This window comes from Lacticaseibacillus mingshuiensis, from assembly GCF_016861785.1.
In the GTDB taxonomy this organism is placed as follows: Bacteria; Bacillota; Bacilli; order Lactobacillales; family Lactobacillaceae; genus Lacticaseibacillus; species Lacticaseibacillus mingshuiensis.
On sequence record NZ_BOLS01000004.1, the window covers coordinates 155219 to 176902 of the forward strand.

The window sequence follows — 21684 nt, forward strand, 5'->3', positions numbered from 1 at the left end:
AGCGCAATTTGCTGGGAAATCGGGTAAAATAATTTTATGCCATTTTAGACGGAGGTCCGCCCATGGACGATGACAAATTGAACCGCACGCGCAAGCCATCCCGCAATACCAACCTGATCGGTAAATTGATCACACTGTTTGTTTTGACGGCAGTCATGCTGGTTGGTGGCTACGCGGCGCGTATTTTTACCCAAACGAAAGATGCGATCGCCAAGACCTATGTGCCGGTCAAGACCAAGGCAGGCAAGGTGGAAAAGCCGATCAACACCACGTTTGATGGGAAAAAGCCGCTGAGCATCCTGCTGCTGGGCACGGATACCGGGGCATTTGGCCGAAGCGACCGGGGCCGCTCGGATACGATCATTGTTGTGACGATCAATCCAACCGCCAAGCGCACCACGATGCTCAGCATCCCGCGCGATACCGCGGCCGAAATGATCGACACCGGTAGCGTTACCGGCATTGATAAGATCAATTCCGCCTATGCATACGGCGATTCCACGGCCGCAATCAAGACGGTGGAAAATCTGCTGAATATCCCGCTTGATTACTATGTCACCGTCAACATGGCGGGGCTCGTCAAGATCGTGGATGCGGTCGGTGGCGTCGATGTCAACGTGCCATTCACCTGGACCGACGCCAACACCGGCGGCCAGACCTTCACCAAGGGCCCGGCGCACTTGGATGGCTCGCACGCCTTGGCCTATGCCCGGATGCGCGACGAGGATCCAGAAGGCGATAACGGCCGGCAAAAACGGCAACAAGAAGTGATCATGTCGATCGTCAAGAATGCCCTGTCCGCCGGGTCCCTCAGCAACTATTCAAATCTGATGGACTCACTTTCCAGCAGCATGCGGACGAATTTTACCTTCGATGACCTTGTCGCCATCGTGCAAAATTATCGGGCATGCGCCAAAACCGTGCAGCGCAAGCAGCTCAAGGCGATCGGCGCCTACGTTGGGGATGCGGCCTTCCAAGTGGCCAGCACCGCCAATCTCCAGGCTGCGTCCGACACGATCCGCACTGAGCTAGGCTTGCCCAAAACGACCCTGAACAACCTGATCACCAAGGAAAACGCCCTGAACACGCAATATGGGTTTGACTGGAACTCCGGGGCCAATCCGTCGTATACCTTGTACAGCGTGGGCCAGTAACGCAGACCCCAAAATAAACAGCGCATCGCTTCTTCCGGGTGGAGAGGCGATGCGCTGTTTTTGTGGTCTTTTTGCGGAAGCGAGGTCCTTATTTCCCCGCCGCTGCCAGGGCCTGGGTCAGATCCGCCAGCAGGTCTTCTTTGTCCTCCAAGCCCACGCTGAGGCGAATGAGGTTCGGCGTGATGCCGAGGGCGCGGCGCTGGGCGATCGGCATGTCGTGATGCGTCTGCACATCCGGGACGGTGACGAGGCTTTCGACCCCGCCGAGACTTTCGGCGAATGAACAGACGGCCAGGTGTTGCAAAAAGGCGTTCACGTCCGTATTTTCCGTCAGGTAGAAGCTGATCATGCCGCCTTGCCCCGCGTAAAGCACCTTGCTGACAGCGGGCAGGGTCGCGAGGCCTTTCGCCAGAAACTGGGCGTTGGCGGTGTGCGCATGCATCCGCACGCTCAGCGTCTTCAGCGACCGCAGTAGCAGCCATGAGTCGAACGGGTCGAGCACTTGGCCGGTCGTGGTCAGCTGCGCGCGCAACGCCTCGGCCAGCGCGTCGGTCTTGGCGATCACCGCCCCGGCGAGAATGTCGTTATGCCCGCCGAGGTATTTGGTCGCCGAATGCACGACCAGGTCCGCACCCGTAGTCAGCGGCGTCTGGTAGACCGGGGTCAAAAATGTGTTGTCGACGGCCAACAAAATGTCGTCGCGCACCGCATGGACCGCCGTTGCAACAGCTTGAATGTCGATGATCTTCATCGTTGGGTTCGACGGGGTCTCCAGCCAGATCAGCTTCGTGGCGGGCGTGATCTTGGCCACCAGGTCCTCGATCGCTCGGCCGTCCCAGGTGGTGTAATCGATCTTGTAATTGGCCTTGCGCGTGTCAAAATAGCGGAACGTCCCGCCGTACAGATCGTCGCTGGCAATGATCTGGTCGCCGGTTTTGGTGAACGTGCTGAAGACCAGGTCGATCGCCGCCATGCCGGACGAGGTGGCCAGGGCCTGACTGCCGTGCTCGATCGTGGCGAGTTGCTGCTCAAGCAGGGCGCGCGTCGGTTCGGTCAGCCGCGAATAATCAAAGCCGGTCGACGCCCCCAGGCCGGGATGGCGGAAGGCCGTTGAAAAATACAGTGGGGCAGACACGGCACCTGTGTGGGCGTCGTCACTGCCGTTGGATCCTTGAATCAGAGTCGTTGCTAATTTTGTCATCTGTTTTTCCTCCTGGACTAAAAAACCGCAGTTCAAAATGAACTGCGGGACGATGGACTTCGCGGTGCCACCCGGTTTTCGACTGACGTCACCGCCAGTCGCTCACGAAGCAAACTGCTTCTGCGCGGTAACGGGCGGACCCGGCCAGAGTTTGGCGAATGCTTCACCCAGGCAGCTTCAAGACCATCTTCAGCTGCATGCGGCGATCGGCTTGCACCAGGTCCGACTCGCTAGGCGTCCGCAGGCAGCGTACTCATCTTTTCTACGCTTGCGCTAATCCTAGCCCAACCAGCCAGATGGGTCAATAGTGAAAATCAGATGAGAGATCAGTGGGTGCGGTGAAGGCGAGCGCTGGGCCAAGCCACGGTGATTTTGGGGACAGATTGGCTGATGATCGACGATGGGAAAGTTATTTTAAATAAATATATCTAGTGCTGACAAGACGTCATTCTAAACGCCTTTACACCGCATATCGCGGCCACTTTACTTGCCATCAAATAAAGTTGACAAAACCGTTTTCACGGTGCTATATTAATCGACAGCAGAAGGGGCTTCTGGTGTGGCCACACGGAACGATCTCCCCCGAGGCAGGCGGACCCAGTGCGGGGGATACCGTACGCAAACCTAGAGTGGCTGCTATGAAGGGCATCCGAGTCAGTGGTGTCATAAATTAGGCGAGTGGGTTGTTCCACAGTTCCATCGTTTTACCAGCTTTACCAGTACCACCGTTGTCCGGCAGTAAGCATCGAGCCTTGATCACGCTGTCGCCGTTGAAATCTGATCGCGCCAAGCCCCACAAGCAAGGCGCCTGCAGTATCCTAATCTAAAATCACGCAAACACACTGGCAATGCTTAAAACGACACCTCGACCGGTGTGTTTGTTGTACATAAGGGCCAGAATCTTTTTTTTCGATTCTGACCTTTTTTCAAAAAAGTGAGAATCGACAAAAAATCTAAACATGCACAAAAAATCGCGCCGGTTTTTGGGCACATTGACAAACTGGGAAAAACAAAGACGTTTCAACTCGACCACGCGCACACCTGGTCAGAGTTGAAACGTCTTTTTGCGTTCTGAGCGGGCGGGCAAGCGCGCCACTACCCGCTACCGACCGGAACGACACATCAAAAAAGCCAGGAGACGCGCTCCTGGCTTTGGTTGTGCTATTCAGTTGTGATCAGCCAACAACGTAGACCGTTGCGTAAAGGATCCCGGCTGATGGAATTTGGCTGTTTGGCATTGCGACATCCAGCTGGTTGGGGTTCGCATAGGCGAAGCCGCCGGTGTCGTTGACGGTACGGTACCAAACTGTGCCGTTGGAAAGGACGATCTTCAATTGTGTGCCACGCGGGAACACGGACAGGTTAGCGGCAACACCGCCGTAGCCCAAGCTTGAGCCCATGGCGGCAGGATCGTAGAAGCTGAGCTTGAACGTCCCCTTGTTGATACCAGTCGTGTTGGAGACAGTCGTGGTCGTTGTAGCCTGGCTAGCCGCAGCAGCTTTGGCGGCCGCCGCCTTTGCAGCAGCTGCCTGCGCAGCGGCTGCTTTCTGTGCCGCAAGGGCTGCAGCGGCTTTTGCAGCGGCCGCCTTTTGTGCAGCGAGCTTTTCAGCAGCGGCCTTCTTTGCAGCTGCAGCTTTGCGGGCCGCAGCGGCTTTCTTGGCAGCTGCGATCTTCGCTTCGCGTTTTTCTTCAGCGACGGCGTATGGGTTCACGCCAACGGTGATGACGATCTTATTCGGTTGATTGCGCAAGTCGTTAGTGGCCACGATGTTGGCGGCCATGCTTGCAGCAGCGTTGTCTGAGATTGAGGTTACTTGATCGGCTTGAACGATCTGGGTCCCGGTAGCCGGGCGCGCGATCGCTTCAACAGGTTTGTCAGATGAGTAGAACGCGAGCAGTCCCCCAAGAACTGTGAACATCGCGACTGCCATCATTTTGATTCGCTTCATTAAAATAAAAGTCACTCCCAAAAGTGTGATTCGCGGTTTTTCAACTTAAATCTGAGAGTAGTATATCGAGCTGGTGTGTCATGATAGTGCCAGCAAGTTTACAAATACGCCGTGGACTGTCACAATGTCATGCTCCTGTAATATTGGCGTATTCCCACTTCACTTGTCATAATTCCGTGCAAGCGTTCACACGGTGGGCTATTTTGCCGAAAAGCGGCCGCTCGCGTGGGCCAGCGCCCCACTTTACAAAAATCGTTGTACGTGCAATTTTTCACCCGAGTTCGCCATCTTACGATCCTGACGTAACAGTTGGGCGCCGGCCCGCAAGGTGGAAACATGCGGCAACTCAAGCACTCGACGGCAAAGGACGCCATCAAGTGCTTGAGCCGACTTAGCTGTTCCGCCATCCCGCGGCCTACGCACCCTATAACAAATCCAGTCATGGTAAGATAGACGTATCCCAACGGAACTCAGGCAAACAAACTATGTTGAAACAGCTGACCAAAATTCATCGCCGGATCTCTTTTCGTGCGGTGATCATGCTGGTGATCGTGATCACGGTCGCCATTGCGCTGATCATTTCCGGGCTTTTCGTCGCCGGGCAAACCGCGACCAATGAGGAGACCCGGACCAATCAGACCATTCATAATATCGGCGAGGCCGTGCGCAAAAATCCGGTCGTGCTCCAGCACCTCAAGGCGTATCAGGCCCCCGCGTCGGCGGATAATGCGATCGAGCGCTACACGCACCGCATTCAGACCACGATGCAAGTCGACGCGGTGGTCGTGATGAACATGGACCTCATCCGCTGGTCGCATCCGGTGAAAGATCAGATCGGCCGTTCCTTCCTATTAAGAGATGATGCGGCCAAGTCGTTGAACGGCAAGCCCCACTATTCGAAAACAGTCGGCGTGCTTGGCCCCGAATATCGCTATTTCACCCCGGTGATCAAAGATGGCCAGCAGATCGGCATCGTCTGCATCACCGTCACCGTGAAGACGGTTCAGGCGGAGATTCTCGCGGCGCAAAAACCGATTCTGATTGGTGGCCTCATTGGTCTGTTGCTCGGGGTGTTCGGAGCGGCGTGGGTCTCCTTGTATCTGCGCAAGCGGCTGCTGGGCATGACGCCGGATCAGATCACGGCCCAGGTCACTGAATTGACCGCGCTGCGGGAAAGTATGTCAGATGGCTTGATCGCGATCGATGACCAGCGCGTGATCATTCAGCTCAACGCCCAGGCCAGTCAGCTGTTTCCAGCGTTGACGGCCGGCAATGCACTGACGACAGATCTCTATGACGCGCTTTTTCATGAAGCTAAGGCGATGAATCGGCCAGTCGCGGTCAGGGGCAAGGAGCTGATCGTTTCGACCACGCCGCTGATGGCCGGCAAGCGCAACTTGGGGCAATTGGCCCTGGTCCATGATCAATCCGATTATCAGCAGCTCGTCGCCCAGCTGGCCGGCACCAAGCAATACATCGAAGCCTTGCGCGCTCAGCAGCACGAGTTCATGAACAAATTGCAGGTGATCTCCGGGCTGGTCGAGCTCAAGCAATACGATCGCCTCCAGACGCTGGTCTTTGATTTTCATCGCGATTATCAAAGTGAGTTTGGTAGCCTTAACAGTCGCATCAAGTTGCCGGCCGTCACGGGATTTTTGCTGGCGAAGGCCAACGAAGCCCATGAGCAGGGTAAGACGTTCACCGTGAGCGAGGACAGTCAGCTGCCGGCGCTGAGTGAGACAAATACCAAGATCGAGGCCGAATTGATCAAGGTCCTCGGCAATCTGATCGACAACGCGCTGGATGCCGTTTCGGTGAAAACAGGCACGGTTGCCGTCAGTCTGAATTATGATGAAGAAAGCCGCACTATTTTGCTTGAAGTGGCGGATAATGGACAAGGCGTTGCGCCTGCACTGAAAGACAAGATCCTGGCCAAGCATTTTTCCACGAAGGGCTCGGATCGCGGGTACGGGCTGGCGCTTGTGAATGATGTGGTCAAGGCCCATCACGGCTTCCTAGCGATCGAGGACAACGAGCCGGCCGGCACTGTGATGACCGTGGAATTACCACTGGCTGAAAAGGAGGATGCAGATGACCCAAGTGATGATTGTTGAAGATGACCCGATGGTGCGGGAATTAAATGGCCAATATTTGCGGCGGGTGCTGGGCACGGACCTGACCCTGCGCGAATTTGGCGATGCCCAATCGGCGCTGGATGCCTATCAGAGCCAGCCGGCGGACCTGATCTTGCTGGATGTCTACATGCCGACCCTGTCAGGCGCCGAGATGCTTCAGGAGATGACCGCCCGCAACTGGCATCCGCAGGTCATCATGCTGACCGCCGCCAGTGACCTCGGGCATGTGCGCGAGGCGCTGGATTACGGGGTGCTGGATTATCTCGTCAAACCCTTTTCCTTTGCGCGGTTTCAAACGGCGATTCAGCGTTTCCAGACCGTGCAGAAAATGACTAGCGGGGATGGCTCTGTTTCCCAGACCGACCTCGACCAGCTGTTTGTCGCCGAGACGCCGGCCGAAGCAACGCCGGAGCCGACGCTGCCCAAGGGCCTGTCCGCCTATACCCTCGGCCGCATTCGCCAGCAGCTGCAGGAAATGGCGCAACCTTTCTCCAATCAAGAGGTCGCCAAGGTCGTGAAGCTGTCGCGTATTTCGACCAAAAAATACTTAGATTACCTGCTGGCGCAGGGCGAGGTCAGCGGGGCGGTCAAGTACTTGAAAGTGGGCCGACCGGTCACCGTGTACCGGCTAACGGACAATGAGGGGCCAACGCAAGCCCCAAAATGAGCACGGTGAGACACAAAAGGGCACCGAGGAATTTTTCCTCGGTGCCCTTTGCGCGTTCCAGAGACTTGCGATCAGTCTTTTGGCAACGGAATATCGTTATCCGTATGGCCGGTTTGCTGCGCTTGCTCGACGTTGTCGTACGAAACGGCGATCATATCGTGCAAGGCCGGCTCCGTGTAAGAACCGATATGCGGCGTCATCAGGACCTTTGGATAAAGCTCGCGCAAGGCTTCCATATCGGCCTGCGCCAAGGCCCCATCAAACGTGTGGCCGAGCAGTTCGGTCTCGTTTTTGTAAACATCGGTGGCAAACCCGCCGAGCTTGCCAGACTTCAACGCGGCCAAGACCGCCTTGTAGTCGTTCAGCTCGCCGCGCGCGGTGTTGACCAGCATGACGCCATCTTTCATCTTGGCGATCAAGTCGGCGTTGACGAAATCATCGTTTTGGCCCTTGAAGTACGGGGTGTGAATCGAGATGATATCGGATTTTGCCAGCAGATCGTCTTGCTCCACGAAGGTCACGAACTGGCGGGCATAGTCGCTTGGGTAAGGGTCGTATGCCAGAACCGTTGCGCCCATGCCGTGGTACAAGCTGGCTTCGGTTGCCCCAATCTTGCCGGCGCCGATGATGCCGACGGTGCTGGAATGAATCTCCTTGGAAAAAGTGTTCGGATCAACGGCAAACTTGCCAGCGTTGGTATTGCTGGTGGCCAGGGCCGTGTGCCGATACAGCATCATGCCCAAGGTCATCGCGAGTTCCGCGACCGCATATGGGGAATAGGCAGGCACGCGCGCGCACTTCATGCCATATTGCTTGATCGCGTTTAAGTCGATGTGGTTGAAGCCCACGGTGCGGGTCATTACATATTTGATGCCCCATTCGTTGAACTTCGCCAGGTTCTGCGCGTCGGCGACACAATTCGCCCGTAGCATCACCCCATCTGCCCCTTTGGCCGTTTCGACATTGTCGTGGGTCAAGAATTCCGGCACCAGCTTCAGCTCATAATTGTATTTGTTGAGGGCCTTGAAATACGGCACCTCGTTGTCTCGTACGCCATAAGCAACGATCTTAAACATATCAGACACGCACCCTTTCTATTCACTCAGTTGTGTAGCGGCATAAGCTCGCTATTTTTCCAAAACAAGTCTGCTTGTTAAAACAGTCCTGCGGCATTGAGAATCTGCAGAATCGCGATCCAAAACGGCATGGCGACAACGGCAACGATGGTCGACAGCAGCGAGGCATCCGAGGCCATGACCGCTTCGTGATCAAAGCTGATCGCATACGCAGAGGTGACAGCGGCGGTTGGCGTGGCCATCATAATGCACATTGTGGCGATCGCCGTGTAGTCGACAGGCATGATGTGCGTCGCGTTCAGAATCAGCAGCAAAACCAAGTTGAGCAGCGGTACCAAGATGACCTTGTTGAAGCTGTAGTACCAGGAAGTCTTGTCGGACGCCGCTTCCTTGAAGGAAATGGAGCCAAGCGTGATCCCGATGGACAACCAAGCCAGCGGGGAGGTCAAGTTCGCCAGATAAGACAGTGGCTGGAAGAGCCATTTTGCTGTCTGGTCGATGCGGTAAAAGGCAACTGTTGCGGTGCCGCCAGTGGCAGCGGCCACGGTCACTTGCGGCATGGAGCCCTGGATCAGCCACAGAATCAAGCCGGCAAACGTTGCGATGACAACCGGGTTGAGGAACATTTTCTTAATATTGTCCTTGTCCATCTTCAGCCCAGACATCCGGATGTAGCCGTAGCTATAAAGGAAGATCCGGTAGCCAATGTTGAAGATCGAGCTGTACATGATCCCCTTTGGCCCAAGCACGGCGCCGACGATCGGAATCCCGAAGAACGTCGTCGACCCGAAAATAGTCAAAACAGACAGCGTGGTCCGCTTATCGCCCTTGTACTTCAAGTACGGCAGCGGGGTGACGAAGATCAGAATCACATAGATGATGATCCCCCAGATCAGCACGTTCATCCCTTGTGCAAGCGTCTTGGAGTCGATGTCGGCCATGAATGAATTGAAAGCCAACGCCGGCAATGCGACAGAAAGAACGACTTTGGACAAGACCTTCCCAAAGTTCTCGGCAAAAGTCCCTTTCTTTCGCATGTAGAACCCAAGCAGGATGATAAAGATCACAGACGTAATGGCACTAATAATGGCACTGTTCGTGAATGTCGCCTTGATCGCGTCTAACAAACCCATAGTATTTCCACCTTTCATGAATTGAACTCAACAACAGCTTCACCTTACCGTGCAATTGTGAATCCGTGAACATTTTCCAACTAACGAAACCTTCAGAAACAAAAGAAACACTGTGAAAAACCGTAAGCAACCGCGCCGTAAACCGCTTTCCAGAACCTCTAGATAACGTTCACGAAGTTTCGTATCAAAGTGAAAATAGATACAGAATGTGACGACAATGAGACACACGGGATAGCCGAAGTGGACCGCGATTTTAAAAGAGCTGTCCCAGTAAAAATGCAACAGATCGCGAGGAACGTTTCAAAGCGCGGCGGGCCGGCGCAGGGAAAATCGGCTTGCTCAGTAGAAAATGCATGCGGGAAGGGGCGTGAGGCGGTGAGAACGGAGGAACTCGGACATGGAAGGCGCCTGTTCATCGCTTCGGATTGATGGCGGTTAGAAATCGGATGCGGCCGCTTGAGAAGAGACTATTGCATCGCCTTCTCTGAATCTTTCGCAAAGGTTTTGTGTTTATGATTTAAGCTGAAGTCAAGTCAATGCTGGATGTGAGGGTGGGCGCTGGCCGAAAATGGCTCAGCCCCCTCGTCGTTGTTAGCGGCAGTGCCGCTTACAACGAAAGTGAGCTTTAAGACCGCGACCTTTGCGGGCTTAAAGTCACTTGGGAGCGTTCCAGCCAATTTTCGGCCGGCGCCCACCCGGGAATTTCGCCCAACCCCCGCTGTTTGCAGGTTGACCCCAATTTCCGAAAGTTTCAGTTATAATAGAAGCAATAGGTTATTTAGGAGGCAGCCACACATGGCCATGTATCGGGAAAAACGCTTCGAGGAGATCCGCCAGCTGCTCGCCGAGCGCAAAGAACTCAGCGTCGAGGACATCATGCACGCAGTCGGCGTCTCGCGTGACACCGCGCGCCGCGACATCGTGGCCTTGGTGGCGGCCGGCCAAGCCCGCCGCACCCGCGGTGGCATCGTGGCTCTGACATTCGGCCATTCCGTGCCCAGTTACACCGAGCGCCTCAAGCATTTTTCCAAGGAAAAGACGGCGATGGCCCAGCGCGCGTTGCAGCTGATTCATCCCGGCGGTGTCTATTTCATCGATGATTCCACGACGTTGTTGAAGCTGTCGCAAAGCGTGACCGATGGCGTGACCATCTACACCCATTCGCTGGACAATGCGATCGCGCTTTCCGTTAAAAGTGGCGTGGCGCTTCACATGCTTGGCGGGGAGCTCAATCATCACGGCCGCTTTTTCTTTTCGCCGTCCAATCTCAATACGCTCAGCCGCATCGCGTTTGACGCCGCGTTTATCGGGGCCACCGCGATCGCCAAGGACGGGGTGTATTTTCCCTATGCCAATGATGCCGAGGTGAAGGTGGTCCTGGCGGAAAGTGCGCGGCAGGTCGTTGTGGTCTCCGAAACGGAGAAGTTCCACATTCAGGCGCCTTATCGCGGTTTCGCGCTGAATGCCATCGACACTCTGATCACGGAACGGCCGCTTGCCAGCACCGAGCGCGCCTGGTTCGACCCGGTGACCGAGTTGCTTGACGCGGAAAATTAAGCGCAGATGCTGTTTTGTTTGGCGCTGTCACTTTCCTGACAGAAAAGTCGGGTATACTACGGATAAGGAAGGGATGGTGACAGTGGTTTGACGCCATTAGTCTCAGTGATCATGCCGATCTTCAATCTTCGGCCGTATCTCAAGCGCAGCCTCGACAGTGTGCTGCATCAAACGTATCCCGCGCTGCAGGTGCTGGTGATCGATGATGCGTCGACGGATGACACGGCCGACCTGATCGCAGCCTATGCCGCGCGTGATGCCCGCGTCGAACCAGTCTACCTCTCATTGAATGGCGGGGTGTCGGCGGCGCGCAATGCCGGCCTCACCCATGCCAGAGGCAAATATGTCACCTTTTTTGATGGCGACGACTGGGCGCTGCCTGCCCATGTGGCCACGTTGGTTGCGGCGATGGAACGTGGCGCCGATATGGCCATTGCGCCCTATTTTCTCGATGACACTAACGAACGCAGTCACCAACCGGCGGATCGGCTGGCCCGCCCGCTGACGCAAAGCCAGTTGCTGCGCGGGTTGTTGGCGCCGGTGGGGACGGTGCGCGGCTACACGTGGAATAAAATGTATCGCCGCGCACTGATCGCGGCGCACGACTTATCCTTCAATGAGCATGTCGCGATCATGGAAGATGCGCTGTTCAACGTCCAGTATGTGCTTGAGGGCCGCCGCTTTACATACACCGGGACGCCGCATTACCATTATGTCATGCGGGCGGATTCGGTGACCCAGTCGCTTGGCACCCTCGGCCTTTTGCCGCAGGAGATCCACGCCCTTTGGCTGATTCAAAAATTGATCCGCGTTCGCCATACTGAAGGGGAACGTGCCGCAGAAGATGTGATCAAACAGATGGGCTCTGATCTGTGATCACAAAAAGGAGACCACTGAATGGAAACTGCCTATAAGACGCGCCGAGAACTGAAAAAGACGGCGAAGCAACAGCTGCGCCAGCCTGGCCTGTATGGCGATCTGATCAAAGCGAATATCGTACCATGGCTGATCAACGTGTTTTTCGCGGTGGCGATGGTGCTGGTCTTCCTGCAGCTGCTTCAGGCATACGGCTTTGACAATTGGTTGCGCGATCCCGATGGCTTCATCGACTACTACCTCGGCCACAGCGGGAATACGACCGCGCGCACCGCGCTGCAATCGCTATTGTTGCTGTGGTTCGGCGCCGGCCTGAACTTCACCGCGCTGGATGTGACCCGGGGCAAATTGACCCGCGTGTCGCCGCTTCAAGCCTTGATGCGCACCTTCAATAGTCGCTACTTTTTCGGGTTATTGCTGCTGGTCATCGTCTCAACGATGCTGACCGCGTTTGGCACGTCGCTCTTTGTCATTCCGGGGCTGATGCTCAGCCTGGGCCTGGCGCAAGGCGAGTACCTGTATTACGACGGCCGCGAGCAGGATCCGCATTTTGGCGCCATGCGCGCGCTGGTCGGCTCCTGGGCCATGATGCGCGGCTTCAAAACAGACTTCTTGCTCCTAGAATTGTCGATCATCGGCTGGCGCCTTTTGGAAAATGTGACGCTGCATCTGGCCGACCTGTTGATCGAGCCCTATCTGCAACTGGTGAAGGCGGCGTACTACGACAATCTGCGCAACTTCATCATTGCCCGGGCACAAGAATAAAACGCCGGGTGGGCGCGATGCCACGGCATGCAAAAAAGGACTGGGGAATAATCTTCCGCAGTCCTTTTTTGCGTGCGTCAGGCACGTGGTCAGTCTTGATCTGATTCTGTTTCCTGCAGGTGCAGGTCGTACATGATACTGCGCGGATAGCTGCGCCAGCTCAACCAGGCGATCACCCCGAAGATGGCTGCCCCGATCAAATCGAGCCACCACGCGTGGACCAGGCCGCCGACCATGATCACGGCGAAGATCAGGACCATCGCCAAGCCGACCGTCACGCAGCCGATCGTCCCATTTTGCATGCCTTTTGTCGCGTTGAACTCGGCGGAAAATGGCAGGACTTTGCCCACCATGAAGCGGCCAAACAGGAAGGTGACCGCAAGCGACAAGGTGAGCACGAGGAGCCCCGAGGTCAGTGCGGTCGCCGGCGCCACTGCCAGCATCGCCAGCGGATAGAGGAGCAGAAGCGGCAAAAAGAGCCGGGCGAACATCGCCAGCACAATGCCACGCAGCAGCAGGCCTTGGGTGGCAAACGGCACGAAACGGAAAATGCCCATCGCCTCGGGCTGTGAGGCATACCGCAGCATCATCAAAGCCGTTGGAACGGCCAAGATCAGCCCTACCGACAAATACGGGGCAAAATTTTTCGCCATCGCCCAAGACATGTTGCGCAAAAACGCGCTGCCCATGATCAGGGGAATGATCAGGCCATAAGCGAGCTGCGGATACACGCGCAATTTGTACTCGCGCTCATATTGCAGCATCCGCCATCCCAGTGTGTAGTAGGTAGCCTCTTCGGAATTGGCGGTCAAGACGCGGCGCGACAGGGTGAACCACCAGCCATTTTTCCGGGAGGTGGCATCGCTTTGCTCGAGCTTTTCCAAATATTGCTCGAAGCGGCCCGCGTGCTTGAGGTAGATCACCAGCAAGACGGCCGGCACCACGACGGCCAGCACGGTCAGCAGCCACGCGCTTGGCGCAAACACGCCCGCCATGAGCAGTCCGGGGCCGGCGAACCACACTGGCACAGCCGGCAGGTACCACCAGAAAAAGACGTTGTTGGGGATGGTGAAATTGAACTTGGCCAACACATCGGCGCCGAGCAGGTTTGGCAGTTGGGCGGAGATGTAAAACCCGATGGCGATCACGATCTGCAGGATGTTCAGGATATTTTTCAGCCGCTCGCCGTCAAAGAAGCGCAGGACTAGCAAGTATAAAAAGAGGGAGAGCACGAAGCAAAATAGCGCCAGGAGCAGCGCGCCCAGCAGTGTCCCGAGCACCAGTGGAATATTCTGCTGGCTCATCGCGATCACGATCAAAGAAGGCCCGCCTAGCGACAGAATCGTCAGCAGCAAAAACATCCCGACGATCGACAGGCGCGCGAGGTTCAATGTGCGGCCGGACACACCGCGCACCGTGAAGATCTGGCGGTCGCGCGGATCGAGAATGAGGGTCGAGTAGCTGGTCAGCATCGTCAGGAAAAACATGATGAACAGGGTCGAAAACAGGGTGGTCAGCTGGGTCATCAGCGAGGTGTGGGCATACAGCGCCATCAGGAGGGCGATCACGCCGCCGATCAGCAGGTTGACCAGAAAACTGGTTCGCATGGGATTGGCGCTGGGCTTTTTCGGGCCATTGGTCTGCATCGTCAAACCGATGCCGTTTTGACTGCGCGCAGCCATTTCATATTTGGTGCGGACGACCAGGCAATACTGGCGGTAATCCACCCCGTATTTTTCCAGCAATGGGCGAAGCAGGCGGACCCACTGCAAGGCTTTGGGCATCTGAATGTCCGCCATCAGCGGTCGCCTCCTGTCACGATGTCGACGAACGCCTTGGCCTTTTCCCCGTGTTCCGCAAAGCCGGTCAGCTCGTTGAACAGCTCCTGCAAGTTGGTGTCGGCGCCGCTGGTGATCTCATTGAACGGCCCGTCCGCCTGCACCTCGCCATCGTTGAGCAAAATAATGCGGTCGGAGAGCTTTTGCACCACGTCCATGATGTGACTGGAATAGAAGATCGTCTTCCCGCGGTCGCGGAGCTCGTGCAGGATCTCCTCGATCACCAGCACCGTGTTGGCGTCCAGGCCGTTGAGCGGCTCGTCCCAAAACAGGATGTCGGGGTCATGCAACAGGCTGGCGATGATCAACACCAGCTGGCGCATGCCCTTGGAACAGGAGGTGATGCGGCGATCAAAAGCCGGGGCAAGGCCGACGATCGCGGCCAGCTGTTCCGCTTTTTCCCCGGCGACCGCTTCGTCGAGGCCGTACAGCTGGCCGATCAGCGTCAGGTACTCGCGGGCCGTCAGGGCATCGAAGACATCGACGGCTTCCGGGACATAGCCGATGTGGCGCTTGTAGTCGTTGTCGTCCTCGCGCAGCGGCCGGCCGTTGATCTCGATCGTGCCGGCGTCTTGGCGAAGCAGCCCCAAGATGATCTTGACCGTGGTGCTTTTGCCGGCTCCGTTTGGCCCAATGTACCCCACAATGGTGCCCGGATCGATCGCAAAACTGACATCTTTGAGGACCGTTTTGGCCCCGAAAGCTTTTTGCACGTGTGACAACTTGATCGCTGGTTCCATACCCTGATGCCTCCTTTATAGATGCCTCAAGTATGACAGAGGCAACTGGGATGTCCACTGCTTTTGCGTCGAGCTGACAAAATTGTTAGGGAGGTAAACGAAAACGTGGCGGGCGGGCGGCCAACGTGCAAAAAAAGAGCCGAGACTCGAATGCCTCAGCTCTTTGGTAAAATCAGAAAATCTTCATTTTATTCAGCGGCCAGTAGCGCCAGACCACGACCGATTGGACCTTACTCTTTTTGATAAAGCCAAAATCGCGCCCGTCATGCGACACCAGACGATTATCGCCCATCACGAAGTAGGAGCCTTTGGGGACCGTTTTCGACTTGGTGCTCGGCAGTGTCGCGATGTCGAAGTCATACGTGAACTTCAGCGAATTGAGATCGATGCCCTGTTGCGCGGCATAAGTCTTCATCTCCTGTTTCATGAAGCTCGCCTTGAGGTAAGGCTCCTTGGTCTCCTTGCCGTTGATGTACAGCTTGTCGTCCTGGACCGCCACCGTGTCGCCCGGCATCCCGATCACGCGCTTGATGTACAGCTGGCCCGGCTGATCCGGGGCATCGATGACCACGATATCGTTGCGATGGATGCTTTTGTTACGCAACGAGTACAGGCGGTCGCCATTTTCCAGCGTCGGCTGCATCGAGGTGCCCTGCACCACATCTTTTGAGACCACGTGATTCATGAGCAGCTTGGTGCCCACCAGCACCACCAAGATGATCACGACCATCTCGAGCAACCATTTCACTGTTTCGTTCATCTTTGAAGCTTTTTTGTGCGAATTGGTCGCGCGTGTCTCCCCTGTTGGACGGTCCGCCACGGTCACACCTTCTTGCATCTAATTTTCCCTAGCATAACACAAGCAAGGGCCCCGCGACTAGCATCACAGCAAGGATGACGGGAAAAATAGACAGAGGATGCCGATATTTCTTCTATTATATAGTCACGTGTGCGATGAGGCGGCTGCGGCGGGCGGCAGTCATGCGGGGGTCGGACCGCGATGTGTGCGGGGATGCTGCGGGCATTTTGGCGTGTCACGGGGATCAGTGGGAAGCAGCTCTCAGTCTTCGCCGTAAGTTGGAAAATGCCCGCTGGCTTCGGCTTCGTTGATGCCGGCGACGATCTCACTGTATTTCACCAGCGTCAGGCACCAGCGATGCGGAATCTTCGTGTAGCCATAGCCGAGCCCCGCGAGCCCGCCAGTCAGCGCGCCGGTCGCATCTGTGGTGCCGCCCAAATTGACCGCCGTCAGCGTCGCTTCGCGGTAATCACTGGTGCTGCCCAGCGCAAACAAGACGACGCCCAACACATTGCGCGGGGTGGGCGCCGCCTCGGCCATCGTTTGCGCGCGCCGGGCATCAAGCTGCGTCAGCACTTGAAAATCGAGCGCCTCGGGGACATCGGCAAAATAGGTCAGCGCCCGCTGCAAGGTTTGCGGCAGTGCGGCGGAGAGCGTCATGTCGCTCAACAGATAAAGCGCCGCCTGGACATAGATGCTTGCGGCGATCAGGTTAGCGGGGTCTGGACTAGTCACGGCCAGAAACGCCTGCAATTGTTGCATGGCGTCTGCGTTGCCAAATAGATCCGGCCCATTTTCCTGATAGAGAAAATACGCCAGTGGCAGGACACGCACGAGCCCGCCTGGATCCGCCGCCGTGTTGACCTGCGGCGCCCCATTTTCGACAGCGGCGCGGACACTGGACCACACTTCAAAAACCGGTCCGGTGTAAGGGGCGTAGACGCGGTCGTGAAACCAATGCTGGTACGTCGCCAGCAGGTCGGCCGGGTCAAAGCCGCGGCTCAGCGACGCCAGACTGGCCCGCATGAGCGAGGCCTCATCCGAATAATACCCAGCCGGCAGATCGAAGTGGCCATAGCCGCGCATCGTCGCCACAGGATCCGCCGCAAGCGCCGCCAGTGACTGGCCTTTGACCGGCAACCCAAGCGCGTCGCCGATCGCAAAGCCAATGAGGCCGTGCGTGAGTCGTGAATCGATGATCGCCATCCAGATCAACTCCTTTGATTTGTTATCTTAAGCGTACTTGCTTCAGGGAAAAACGCAAGGAATTTGACTTGCACGGGCTGTTTGAGAGTGAGGCGGGCGAGGCGCCTTCATTGCAAAAACCGCCTCGCTGTGCTAGCCTTAATATCATTGATTTTCAGAAAATAAACGAAGGAGGCAGCCCCGATGAGTGTGCTGACCGTAACGGGTCTTTCCCAGCGGTTCCTGGACAAACAGCTTTACCAGGATGCCAGTTTTCAAGTGAATATCGAAGACCACTTGGGGGTGATCGGCCAAAATGGGGTGGGCAAAAGTACCCTGATCAAGATCCTGACGGGCGCGCTGGAGCCCGACGCCGGGACGATCGTTTGGCAAAAGCACCTGCACGTGGGCTACCTCGATCAATATGTGAACCTCAAGCCTGGCCAGACCATCATGGAATTTTTGCGCACGGCCTATGCCGACCTGTACGCGAAAAATGCGAAGATGACGCAGATCTACAACGACTATGCCGAGACTCCCGATGACGAGCTGCTGGCCAAGGCTGGCGAGCTGCAGGAACAACTCGAAGCCGCCGAATTTTACGACGTGGACACCAAGATCGAGACTGTCGCCAGTGGGCTGGGCATCGATGCGATCGGCCTGGATCATCCAGTTGATGCACTTTCCGGTGGCCAGCGGTCGAAAATTATTTTGGCCAAGCTGTTGCTGGAAAAACCGGCGATGCTGCTGCTGGACGAGCCGACCAACTACCTTGATGTCAGTCACATTGAATGGTTGACCGGCTGGCTGCAGGACTTCGATGGCGCGTTCATCGTCATTTCCCATGATTACGATTTTCTCCAGGACGTGACCAACGCGATTCTCGACATCGAATTCGGCACGATCACCAAGTACACCGGCACGCTCAAGCAGGCGATGCGGCAAAAACAGGCGGATCACGACACCTACATGAAGGCCTACGAAAAGCAGCAGACCGAGATCAAGAAGCAGGAGGCCTTCATCCGCAAGTTCAAGGCCGGCACACGGTCGACGATGGCCAAGAGCCGGGAAAAGCAGCTTGCGCGGATGACCAAGCTTACGCCGCCGGGCAACCGGGCCCATGCCCATCTTGAGTTCCCGTATCTCGATGTGCAAAGCCGCATCCTGATCGACGTCAACGATCTGGTGGTCGGCTATGAGAAGCCGCTTTTGCCCGCGATCAATTTTTCCGTCAGCAAGGATCAAGTGATCGCGCTTGAAGGCTTCAACGGAATCGGCAAGTCGACCCTGCTGAAAAGCATTCTCGGTCAGCTGCCGCCCCTGGCTGGGGATGTGGCCATCAACGAAAATGTCGTGTTCGGCTACTTTGAGCAGGAGTTGAACTGGCCCGTGCCAAAACAGACCCCGCTGCAATTTTTGATGGCCAAGTATCCGGCCCTGTCTCAGCGCCCGCTTCGGCAGGTGATGGCGCGCACCGCGCTGACCCGCGAGGAAATGGACAAGCCGCTGGTCATGCTGTCAGGCGGGGAGCAAAGCAAAGTGAAGCTTGCGGACCTCATGCTGCAACAGACCAATGTGCTGATCATGGATGAGCCGACCAACCACTTGGACGAGGATACGAAAAATGCGCTGGCGGAAGCCCTGCAGGCCTACCCCGGCGCGATCTTGCTGGTATCCCATGAAGCTGGGTTCTATGACGACAGCTGGGTGGATACCACCTTGGATATTGAACGACTGCTGAAATAAAGAGATTCTGTGTTTGGACCCGGCGGCAGCGTCGGGCCTTTTTTGGACGGTGCGGCGCCGAGCGTTTAGGGGTGGACCGGTTGCTCGGGCTGGACGGTTGAGGGCGCACTTGGCCATCGCGTGCAAAGGCCGACTACATGTCCCACCCCTGCTCGGCAGCGCCCGTCTGCGTATTCGCGCAGGTGGCTGCGTGTGCGGGCGCCACCCCTTATTTTTCCGGCAGGTAGACAAGCCGGCCGTGCGTCGTGTCCTGCCAGGTGGCCTGCACCTGACTGAGCGGCTGCGCATTGACTGCGCCTGGCAAAAAGTTACCGCTGGTCAGATATGTCGCGAGGCGTGGCAATTCCGTCAGATAATCGTGCAACCCGACAGAACCGATGCCGCTGCCGCGCACCGTGAAGTCGCGACTGCGCAGCGCTGTGGCAGGCAGGGTCAGGGTTTGGCCGGCGATGCTGCCGATCTCGAGCCACGTTAACGGGCGCGTGGCTGGGGCGGTGGGTGAGCAGCGTTGACATCAGCGTTTGGGCAGGCGTCCCCCAGACAAAATCGAGGACCACATCGACGTTACCCAACGCCTCGCAGACTGCGTCGCTGATCGGGGTTTCAAGCTGCAACGTCTGAGTGGCACCAAGCGCAGGGAGCGTTGCGAGCACATCGGCATTGCGGCCAGCTGCAATCACGATTTTCGCCCCGAGGTGCCGGCAGATCTGAATGGCGGCGCGCCCGGCTTGCCCTGTGGCGCCAAGGATCAACACGCTGGCGCCTTCGATGGACTGGCCCAGCCGGGTGGTCAACGCCATCCAACTGGCCATAGCGGGATTCATGCTCGCGGCAATGCGCGTTGGGTCGGCTTGGGCGGGCAGGGCGATCAATCGTTGTGCCGGCACCGCGACCTGTTCGGCCAGGGCCCCATTTTCACTCATGAAATACACCAGCTGGCCATCTGGCGTGCGGCCGACGCCGTCCATACCGGGAATGAGCGGGGCAGTCGGTGCGCTGGTCGAATAATGGGTCCTAGCCGCGCGGGCCCGCGTGACGGTGCTGACGGCGCTGGCCAAAACGGACACCACCGTTTCGCCGGGCTGTGCCTGTACGTCTGGACTGGTTGAATAGACGGGTACACTGACATTTGGTTGGAGAATAGCTGCTTTCATTGATGATCGCTCCTTGTTTTTAAAAATGATTACCGGTAATATAAAGTCATCATAATCGCGTCGAAGACAGATGTCAATTTTATATTACGTGTAAACAAAAAGGAGCATCAGCATCGCCATGCAAGCAACAGCAGACCAGATCGAGGCACTCAAGCAAGTGATCAGGCAGCTCGCGGATAGCAGCCACGCCGAAGATCAACAATATCTAGCGGATCATCTCCCGGTCGCGTTCGCCAAGCAACCAGCCGGCGTGCAGAAAAAAGCACAGGCCGCGCACTTCAATCATTCGGAGCTCCAGCTGCTATCCGCGCTCGGCGATGAGGTGGTGCCATACAGTGAGCTCGCTGCGCGTCTGCCATTTTCCCAGGGCCTCATGTCACGTTACATCAAGCGTTTGGTCGAGACCGGTCTCGTGGTGAAACAACCCATCGGAACCAATAAAAAATCGTATGCGCTGGCCGCGACATCGCTTGGCAAACAGGCGGCCGCGTTTCACGCCGACATGCACGCCCGCGATGACCAACGACTGGCGGCGGCACTGCAGACGATCGACGCGCCGGCTCTTGCCACGACGCTAGAGGTGCTGAAACAATTGGCGATCGCCTTGGCTGACTGAACCCGGGGCGGGGCCATTATCGCGGCTGTGTCTGGCTAGGCCAGATCAACAACGTGTAGTGATACCGAATCGTCGTCTGAAACGGCTGCTCCTGATCCGGATACCCGCTGAGCGTTTTGGCCAGCGCCCGGGCCTCTGTCCCACTGACCGGCACGCCGAGGTCTCGAATCAAGTCAGTCGTCGTGACCGTTTCTTCTATAGAGTAGTCGAACTCTTTTTGCGCGGCCTGGATTCTTCGTATCGCAAGCCACTCTTGGGCGATCTCGATGCGCGACGCATCCGCCTGCAGCACCGGAGGCAAGGACACCCCAAGCGCCAGTGCTGCCTGAGTCAGCAACGTGTCGTTTTGCAGAACCTGACAATTCAAAGCGACCGTCTCAGACGCGAGCGCGGTGAGCCGTGGCAGATCCGCTGGCACCAGCCCGGGGAATTGGCTGAGAAAAACGACTTGGGCAATGGGCCGCGCGGGCAGCTTGCGCCAGTTGGCCTGACGGTAGGCCACGTTCGGCGCGGTCACGCGGCGTTGGGCCTCGCGCAACATCGCCTCCGACCAATCAATTGCCGTGACCTGGCCGGCCGTCTGGGCAAGGACTCCGGTATAACGGCCACTGCCGGCAGCCACATCTGCGACGGTCCGGCCAGCCAGCGGACTGACCTGATCTAGCGCGCCAACAATGTTTCGCGCCAGTGGCAATTGGGAATGATCCTGCACGGACGCGTACACCTTCGCAAACGCGTCCCAATCAGCTTGAGTAAACAAGACGAGCACCTCCTATCTGACCTCACATTCGCTTTTAAGAATTTTAATGTGAAAAAACCGTTGACGCAAGGCCGCTCACTTGGTATGATATCAAAGTTGTGTTTCAGGGAACAAGTTGATCGCTTCACTCATTGAAATGAGTTGATCTGATTGAAAAAGCTTCCTGCAAACGTTGCAACAGCGCGAAATGTTTCAAAAAAACATTGACACGTTCATCACCACGAGATATACTATATAAGTTGTCTGTTGAGACAACGTCGTCCTTTGAAAACTGAACAAAGTTTCGTAAATGTGTAGGTGATTCGGCCTTAATTGGTCGGAGAATTAAACATG

20 protein-coding genes are annotated in these 21684 nt (G+C 56.7%); 9 read left to right on the forward strand and 11 right to left on the reverse strand.

What is annotated here, in order from left to right; translation table 11 throughout:
- Positions 1 to 62 precede the first annotated feature (62 nt).
- A complete protein-coding gene (locus JUE67_RS03960) occupies positions 63 to 1154 on the forward strand; it encodes an LCP family protein (RefSeq protein WP_203626207.1) in 1092 nt (363 codons plus the stop codon).
- An 88-nt stretch (positions 1155 to 1242) separates the two neighbouring features.
- Here the strand turns inward: JUE67_RS03960 and JUE67_RS03965 are convergent, their stop codons facing one another.
- Together JUE67_RS03965 and JUE67_RS12850 are read right to left on the reverse strand one after the other, a co-directional pair.
- Positions 1243 to 2355: a trans-sulfuration enzyme family protein gene (locus JUE67_RS03965; RefSeq protein WP_203626206.1), complete on the reverse strand. Its 1113-nt coding sequence runs from the start codon at positions 2353 to 2355 to the stop codon at positions 1243 to 1245.
- A gap of 1175 nt (positions 2356 to 3530) precedes the next feature.
- On the reverse strand, positions 3531 to 4136 hold the full coding sequence (locus tag JUE67_RS12850) for a hydrolase (protein ID WP_373300891.1): 606 nt from the start codon (positions 4134 to 4136) through the stop codon (positions 3531 to 3533).
- A 653-nt stretch (positions 4137 to 4789) separates the two neighbouring features.
- Here JUE67_RS12850 and JUE67_RS03975 point away from each other — a divergent pair.
- Both JUE67_RS03975 and JUE67_RS03980 read left to right on the forward strand, forming a co-directional pair.
- Entirely contained in the window at positions 4790 to 6418 is a 1629-nt protein-coding gene (locus tag JUE67_RS03975) for an ATP-binding protein (protein WP_203626205.1), read from the forward strand.
- A complete protein-coding gene (locus JUE67_RS03980; RefSeq protein ID WP_203626204.1) occupies positions 6396 to 7106 on the forward strand; it encodes a response regulator in 711 nt (236 codons plus the stop codon). Before JUE67_RS03975 ends, JUE67_RS03980 begins: the two co-directional genes overlap by 23 nt.
- 71 nt (positions 7107 to 7177) lie before the next feature.
- On the opposite strand, the gene JUE67_RS03985 is transcribed toward JUE67_RS03980, so the two are convergent.
- Together JUE67_RS03985 and JUE67_RS03990 are read right to left on the reverse strand one after the other, a co-directional pair.
- Positions 7178 to 8182, reverse strand: a complete 1005-nt coding sequence (locus JUE67_RS03985; RefSeq protein WP_203626203.1) for an NAD(P)-dependent oxidoreductase — start codon at positions 8180 to 8182, stop codon at positions 7178 to 7180.
- Positions 8183 to 8259: 77 nt separating this feature from the next.
- On the reverse strand, positions 8260 to 9270 hold the full coding sequence (locus tag JUE67_RS03990) for an AEC family transporter (protein WP_373301789.1): 1011 nt from the start codon (positions 9268 to 9270) through the stop codon (positions 8260 to 8262).
- Here JUE67_RS03990 and JUE67_RS12885 point away from each other — a divergent pair.
- From JUE67_RS12885 to JUE67_RS04005, 4 genes are all read left to right on the forward strand, one after another.
- Positions 9257 to 9340 (forward strand): hypothetical protein, encoded by an 84-nt coding sequence (locus JUE67_RS12885; protein ID WP_373301790.1) that lies wholly within the window; start codon positions 9257 to 9259, stop codon positions 9338 to 9340. The genes JUE67_RS03990 and JUE67_RS12885 overlap by 14 nt on opposite strands.
- A 770-nt stretch (positions 9341 to 10110) precedes the next feature.
- A complete protein-coding gene (locus JUE67_RS03995) occupies positions 10111 to 10872 on the forward strand; it encodes a DeoR/GlpR family DNA-binding transcription regulator (RefSeq protein ID WP_203626201.1) in 762 nt (253 codons plus the stop codon).
- Between the two features lie 87 nt (positions 10873 to 10959).
- Positions 10960 to 11748, forward strand: coding sequence for a glycosyltransferase family 2 protein (locus JUE67_RS04000; RefSeq protein ID WP_203626200.1), 789 nt, complete (start codon positions 10960 to 10962; stop codon positions 11746 to 11748).
- A 21-nt stretch (positions 11749 to 11769) separates the two neighbouring features.
- Positions 11770 to 12513, forward strand: a complete 744-nt coding sequence (locus JUE67_RS04005; RefSeq protein WP_203626199.1) for a DUF975 family protein — start codon at positions 11770 to 11772, stop codon at positions 12511 to 12513.
- 89 nt (positions 12514 to 12602) lie between these two features.
- Here JUE67_RS04005 and JUE67_RS04010 read toward each other — a convergent pair whose 3' ends face one another.
- From JUE67_RS04010 to JUE67_RS04025, 4 genes are all read right to left on the reverse strand, one after another.
- Positions 12603 to 14312, reverse strand: coding sequence for an ABC transporter permease (locus JUE67_RS04010; RefSeq protein ID WP_203626198.1), 1710 nt, complete (start codon positions 14310 to 14312; stop codon positions 12603 to 12605).
- A complete protein-coding gene (locus JUE67_RS04015; RefSeq protein ID WP_203626197.1) occupies positions 14312 to 15091 on the reverse strand; it encodes an ABC transporter ATP-binding protein in 780 nt (259 codons plus the stop codon). Before JUE67_RS04015 ends, JUE67_RS04010 begins: the two co-directional genes overlap by 1 nt.
- Positions 15092 to 15263: 172 nt before the next feature.
- Entirely contained in the window at positions 15264 to 15851 is a 588-nt protein-coding gene (gene lepB / locus JUE67_RS04020) for a signal peptidase I (protein ID WP_125696669.1), read from the reverse strand.
- Positions 15852 to 16151: 300 nt separating this feature from the next.
- Positions 16152 to 17096: an ADP-ribosylglycohydrolase family protein gene (locus JUE67_RS04025; protein WP_203636986.1), complete on the reverse strand. Its 945-nt coding sequence runs from the start codon at positions 17094 to 17096 to the stop codon at positions 16152 to 16154.
- 183 nt (positions 17097 to 17279) lie between these two features.
- Between JUE67_RS04025 and JUE67_RS04030 the strand changes: the two genes are divergently transcribed.
- Entirely contained in the window at positions 17280 to 18821 is a 1542-nt protein-coding gene (locus JUE67_RS04030) for an ABC-F family ATP-binding cassette domain-containing protein (RefSeq protein WP_125696606.1), read from the forward strand.
- 308 nt (positions 18822 to 19129) lie between these two features.
- On the opposite strand, the gene JUE67_RS04035 is transcribed toward JUE67_RS04030, so the two are convergent.
- Positions 19130 to 19975: a quinone oxidoreductase family protein gene (locus JUE67_RS04035; protein WP_225877871.1), complete on the reverse strand. Its 846-nt coding sequence runs from the start codon at positions 19973 to 19975 to the stop codon at positions 19130 to 19132.
- Between the two features lie 118 nt (positions 19976 to 20093).
- On the opposite strand from JUE67_RS04035, the gene JUE67_RS04040 reads away from it, so the two are divergent.
- Positions 20094 to 20591 (forward strand): MarR family winged helix-turn-helix transcriptional regulator, encoded by a 498-nt coding sequence (locus JUE67_RS04040; protein ID WP_203626195.1) that lies wholly within the window; start codon positions 20094 to 20096, stop codon positions 20589 to 20591.
- A gap of 16 nt (positions 20592 to 20607) precedes the next feature.
- On the opposite strand, the gene JUE67_RS04045 is transcribed toward JUE67_RS04040, so the two are convergent.
- Both JUE67_RS04045 and JUE67_RS04050 read right to left on the reverse strand, forming a co-directional pair.
- A complete protein-coding gene (locus tag JUE67_RS04045; protein ID WP_203626194.1) occupies positions 20608 to 21351 on the reverse strand; it encodes a class I SAM-dependent methyltransferase in 744 nt (247 codons plus the stop codon).
- Positions 21352 to 21475: 124 nt separating this feature from the next.
- The coding region (locus tag JUE67_RS04050) for a hypothetical protein (protein WP_203626193.1) at positions 21476 to 21684 on the reverse strand (209 nt) is incomplete at its 5' end.

Excerpts from the sequence above, each read along its gene's own strand:
- JUE67_RS03985 (WP_203626203.1), bottom strand. The coding sequence starts at position 8,182 with ATGTTTAAGATCGTTGCTTATGGCGTACGAGACAACGAGGTGCCGTAT.
- JUE67_RS03965 (WP_203626206.1), bottom strand. The coding sequence starts at position 2,355 with ATGACAAAATTAGCAACGACTCTGATTCAAGGATCCAACGGCAGTGAC.
- JUE67_RS03980 (WP_203626204.1), top strand. The coding sequence starts at position 6,396 with ATGACCCAAGTGATGATTGTTGAAGATGACCCGATGGTGCGGGAATTA.
- JUE67_RS04015 (WP_203626197.1), bottom strand. The coding sequence starts at position 15,091 with ATGGAACCAGCGATCAAGTTGTCACACGTGCAAAAAGCTTTCGGGGCC.
- JUE67_RS12885 (WP_373301790.1), top strand. The coding sequence starts at position 9,257 with ATGGCACTAATAATGGCACTGTTCGTGAATGTCGCCTTGATCGCGTCT.
- JUE67_RS04010 (WP_203626198.1), bottom strand. The coding sequence starts at position 14,312 with ATGGCGGACATTCAGATGCCCAAAGCCTTGCAGTGGGTCCGCCTGCTT.
- lepB (WP_125696669.1), bottom strand. The coding sequence starts at position 15,851 with ATGAACGAAACAGTGAAATGGTTGCTCGAGATGGTCGTGATCATCTTG.
- JUE67_RS04030 (WP_125696606.1), top strand. The coding sequence starts at position 17,280 with ATGAGTGTGCTGACCGTAACGGGTCTTTCCCAGCGGTTCCTGGACAAA.
- JUE67_RS03995 (WP_203626201.1), top strand. The coding sequence starts at position 10,111 with ATGGCCATGTATCGGGAAAAACGCTTCGAGGAGATCCGCCAGCTGCTC.
- JUE67_RS04025 (WP_203636986.1), bottom strand. The coding sequence starts at position 17,096 with ATGGCGATCATCGATTCACGACTCACGCACGGCCTCATTGGCTTTGCG.
- JUE67_RS12850 (WP_373300891.1), bottom strand. The coding sequence starts at position 4,136 with ATGGCCGCCAACATCGTGGCCACTAACGACTTGCGCAATCAACCGAAT.
- JUE67_RS04005 (WP_203626199.1), top strand. The coding sequence starts at position 11,770 with ATGGAAACTGCCTATAAGACGCGCCGAGAACTGAAAAAGACGGCGAAG.
- JUE67_RS03975 (WP_203626205.1), top strand. The coding sequence starts at position 4,790 with ATGTTGAAACAGCTGACCAAAATTCATCGCCGGATCTCTTTTCGTGCG.
- JUE67_RS04040 (WP_203626195.1), top strand. The coding sequence starts at position 20,094 with ATGCAAGCAACAGCAGACCAGATCGAGGCACTCAAGCAAGTGATCAGG.
- JUE67_RS03960 (WP_203626207.1), top strand. The coding sequence starts at position 63 with ATGGACGATGACAAATTGAACCGCACGCGCAAGCCATCCCGCAATACC.
- JUE67_RS04035 (WP_225877871.1), bottom strand. The coding sequence starts at position 19,975 with ATGAAAGCAGCTATTCTCCAACCAAATGTCAGTGTACCCGTCTATTCA.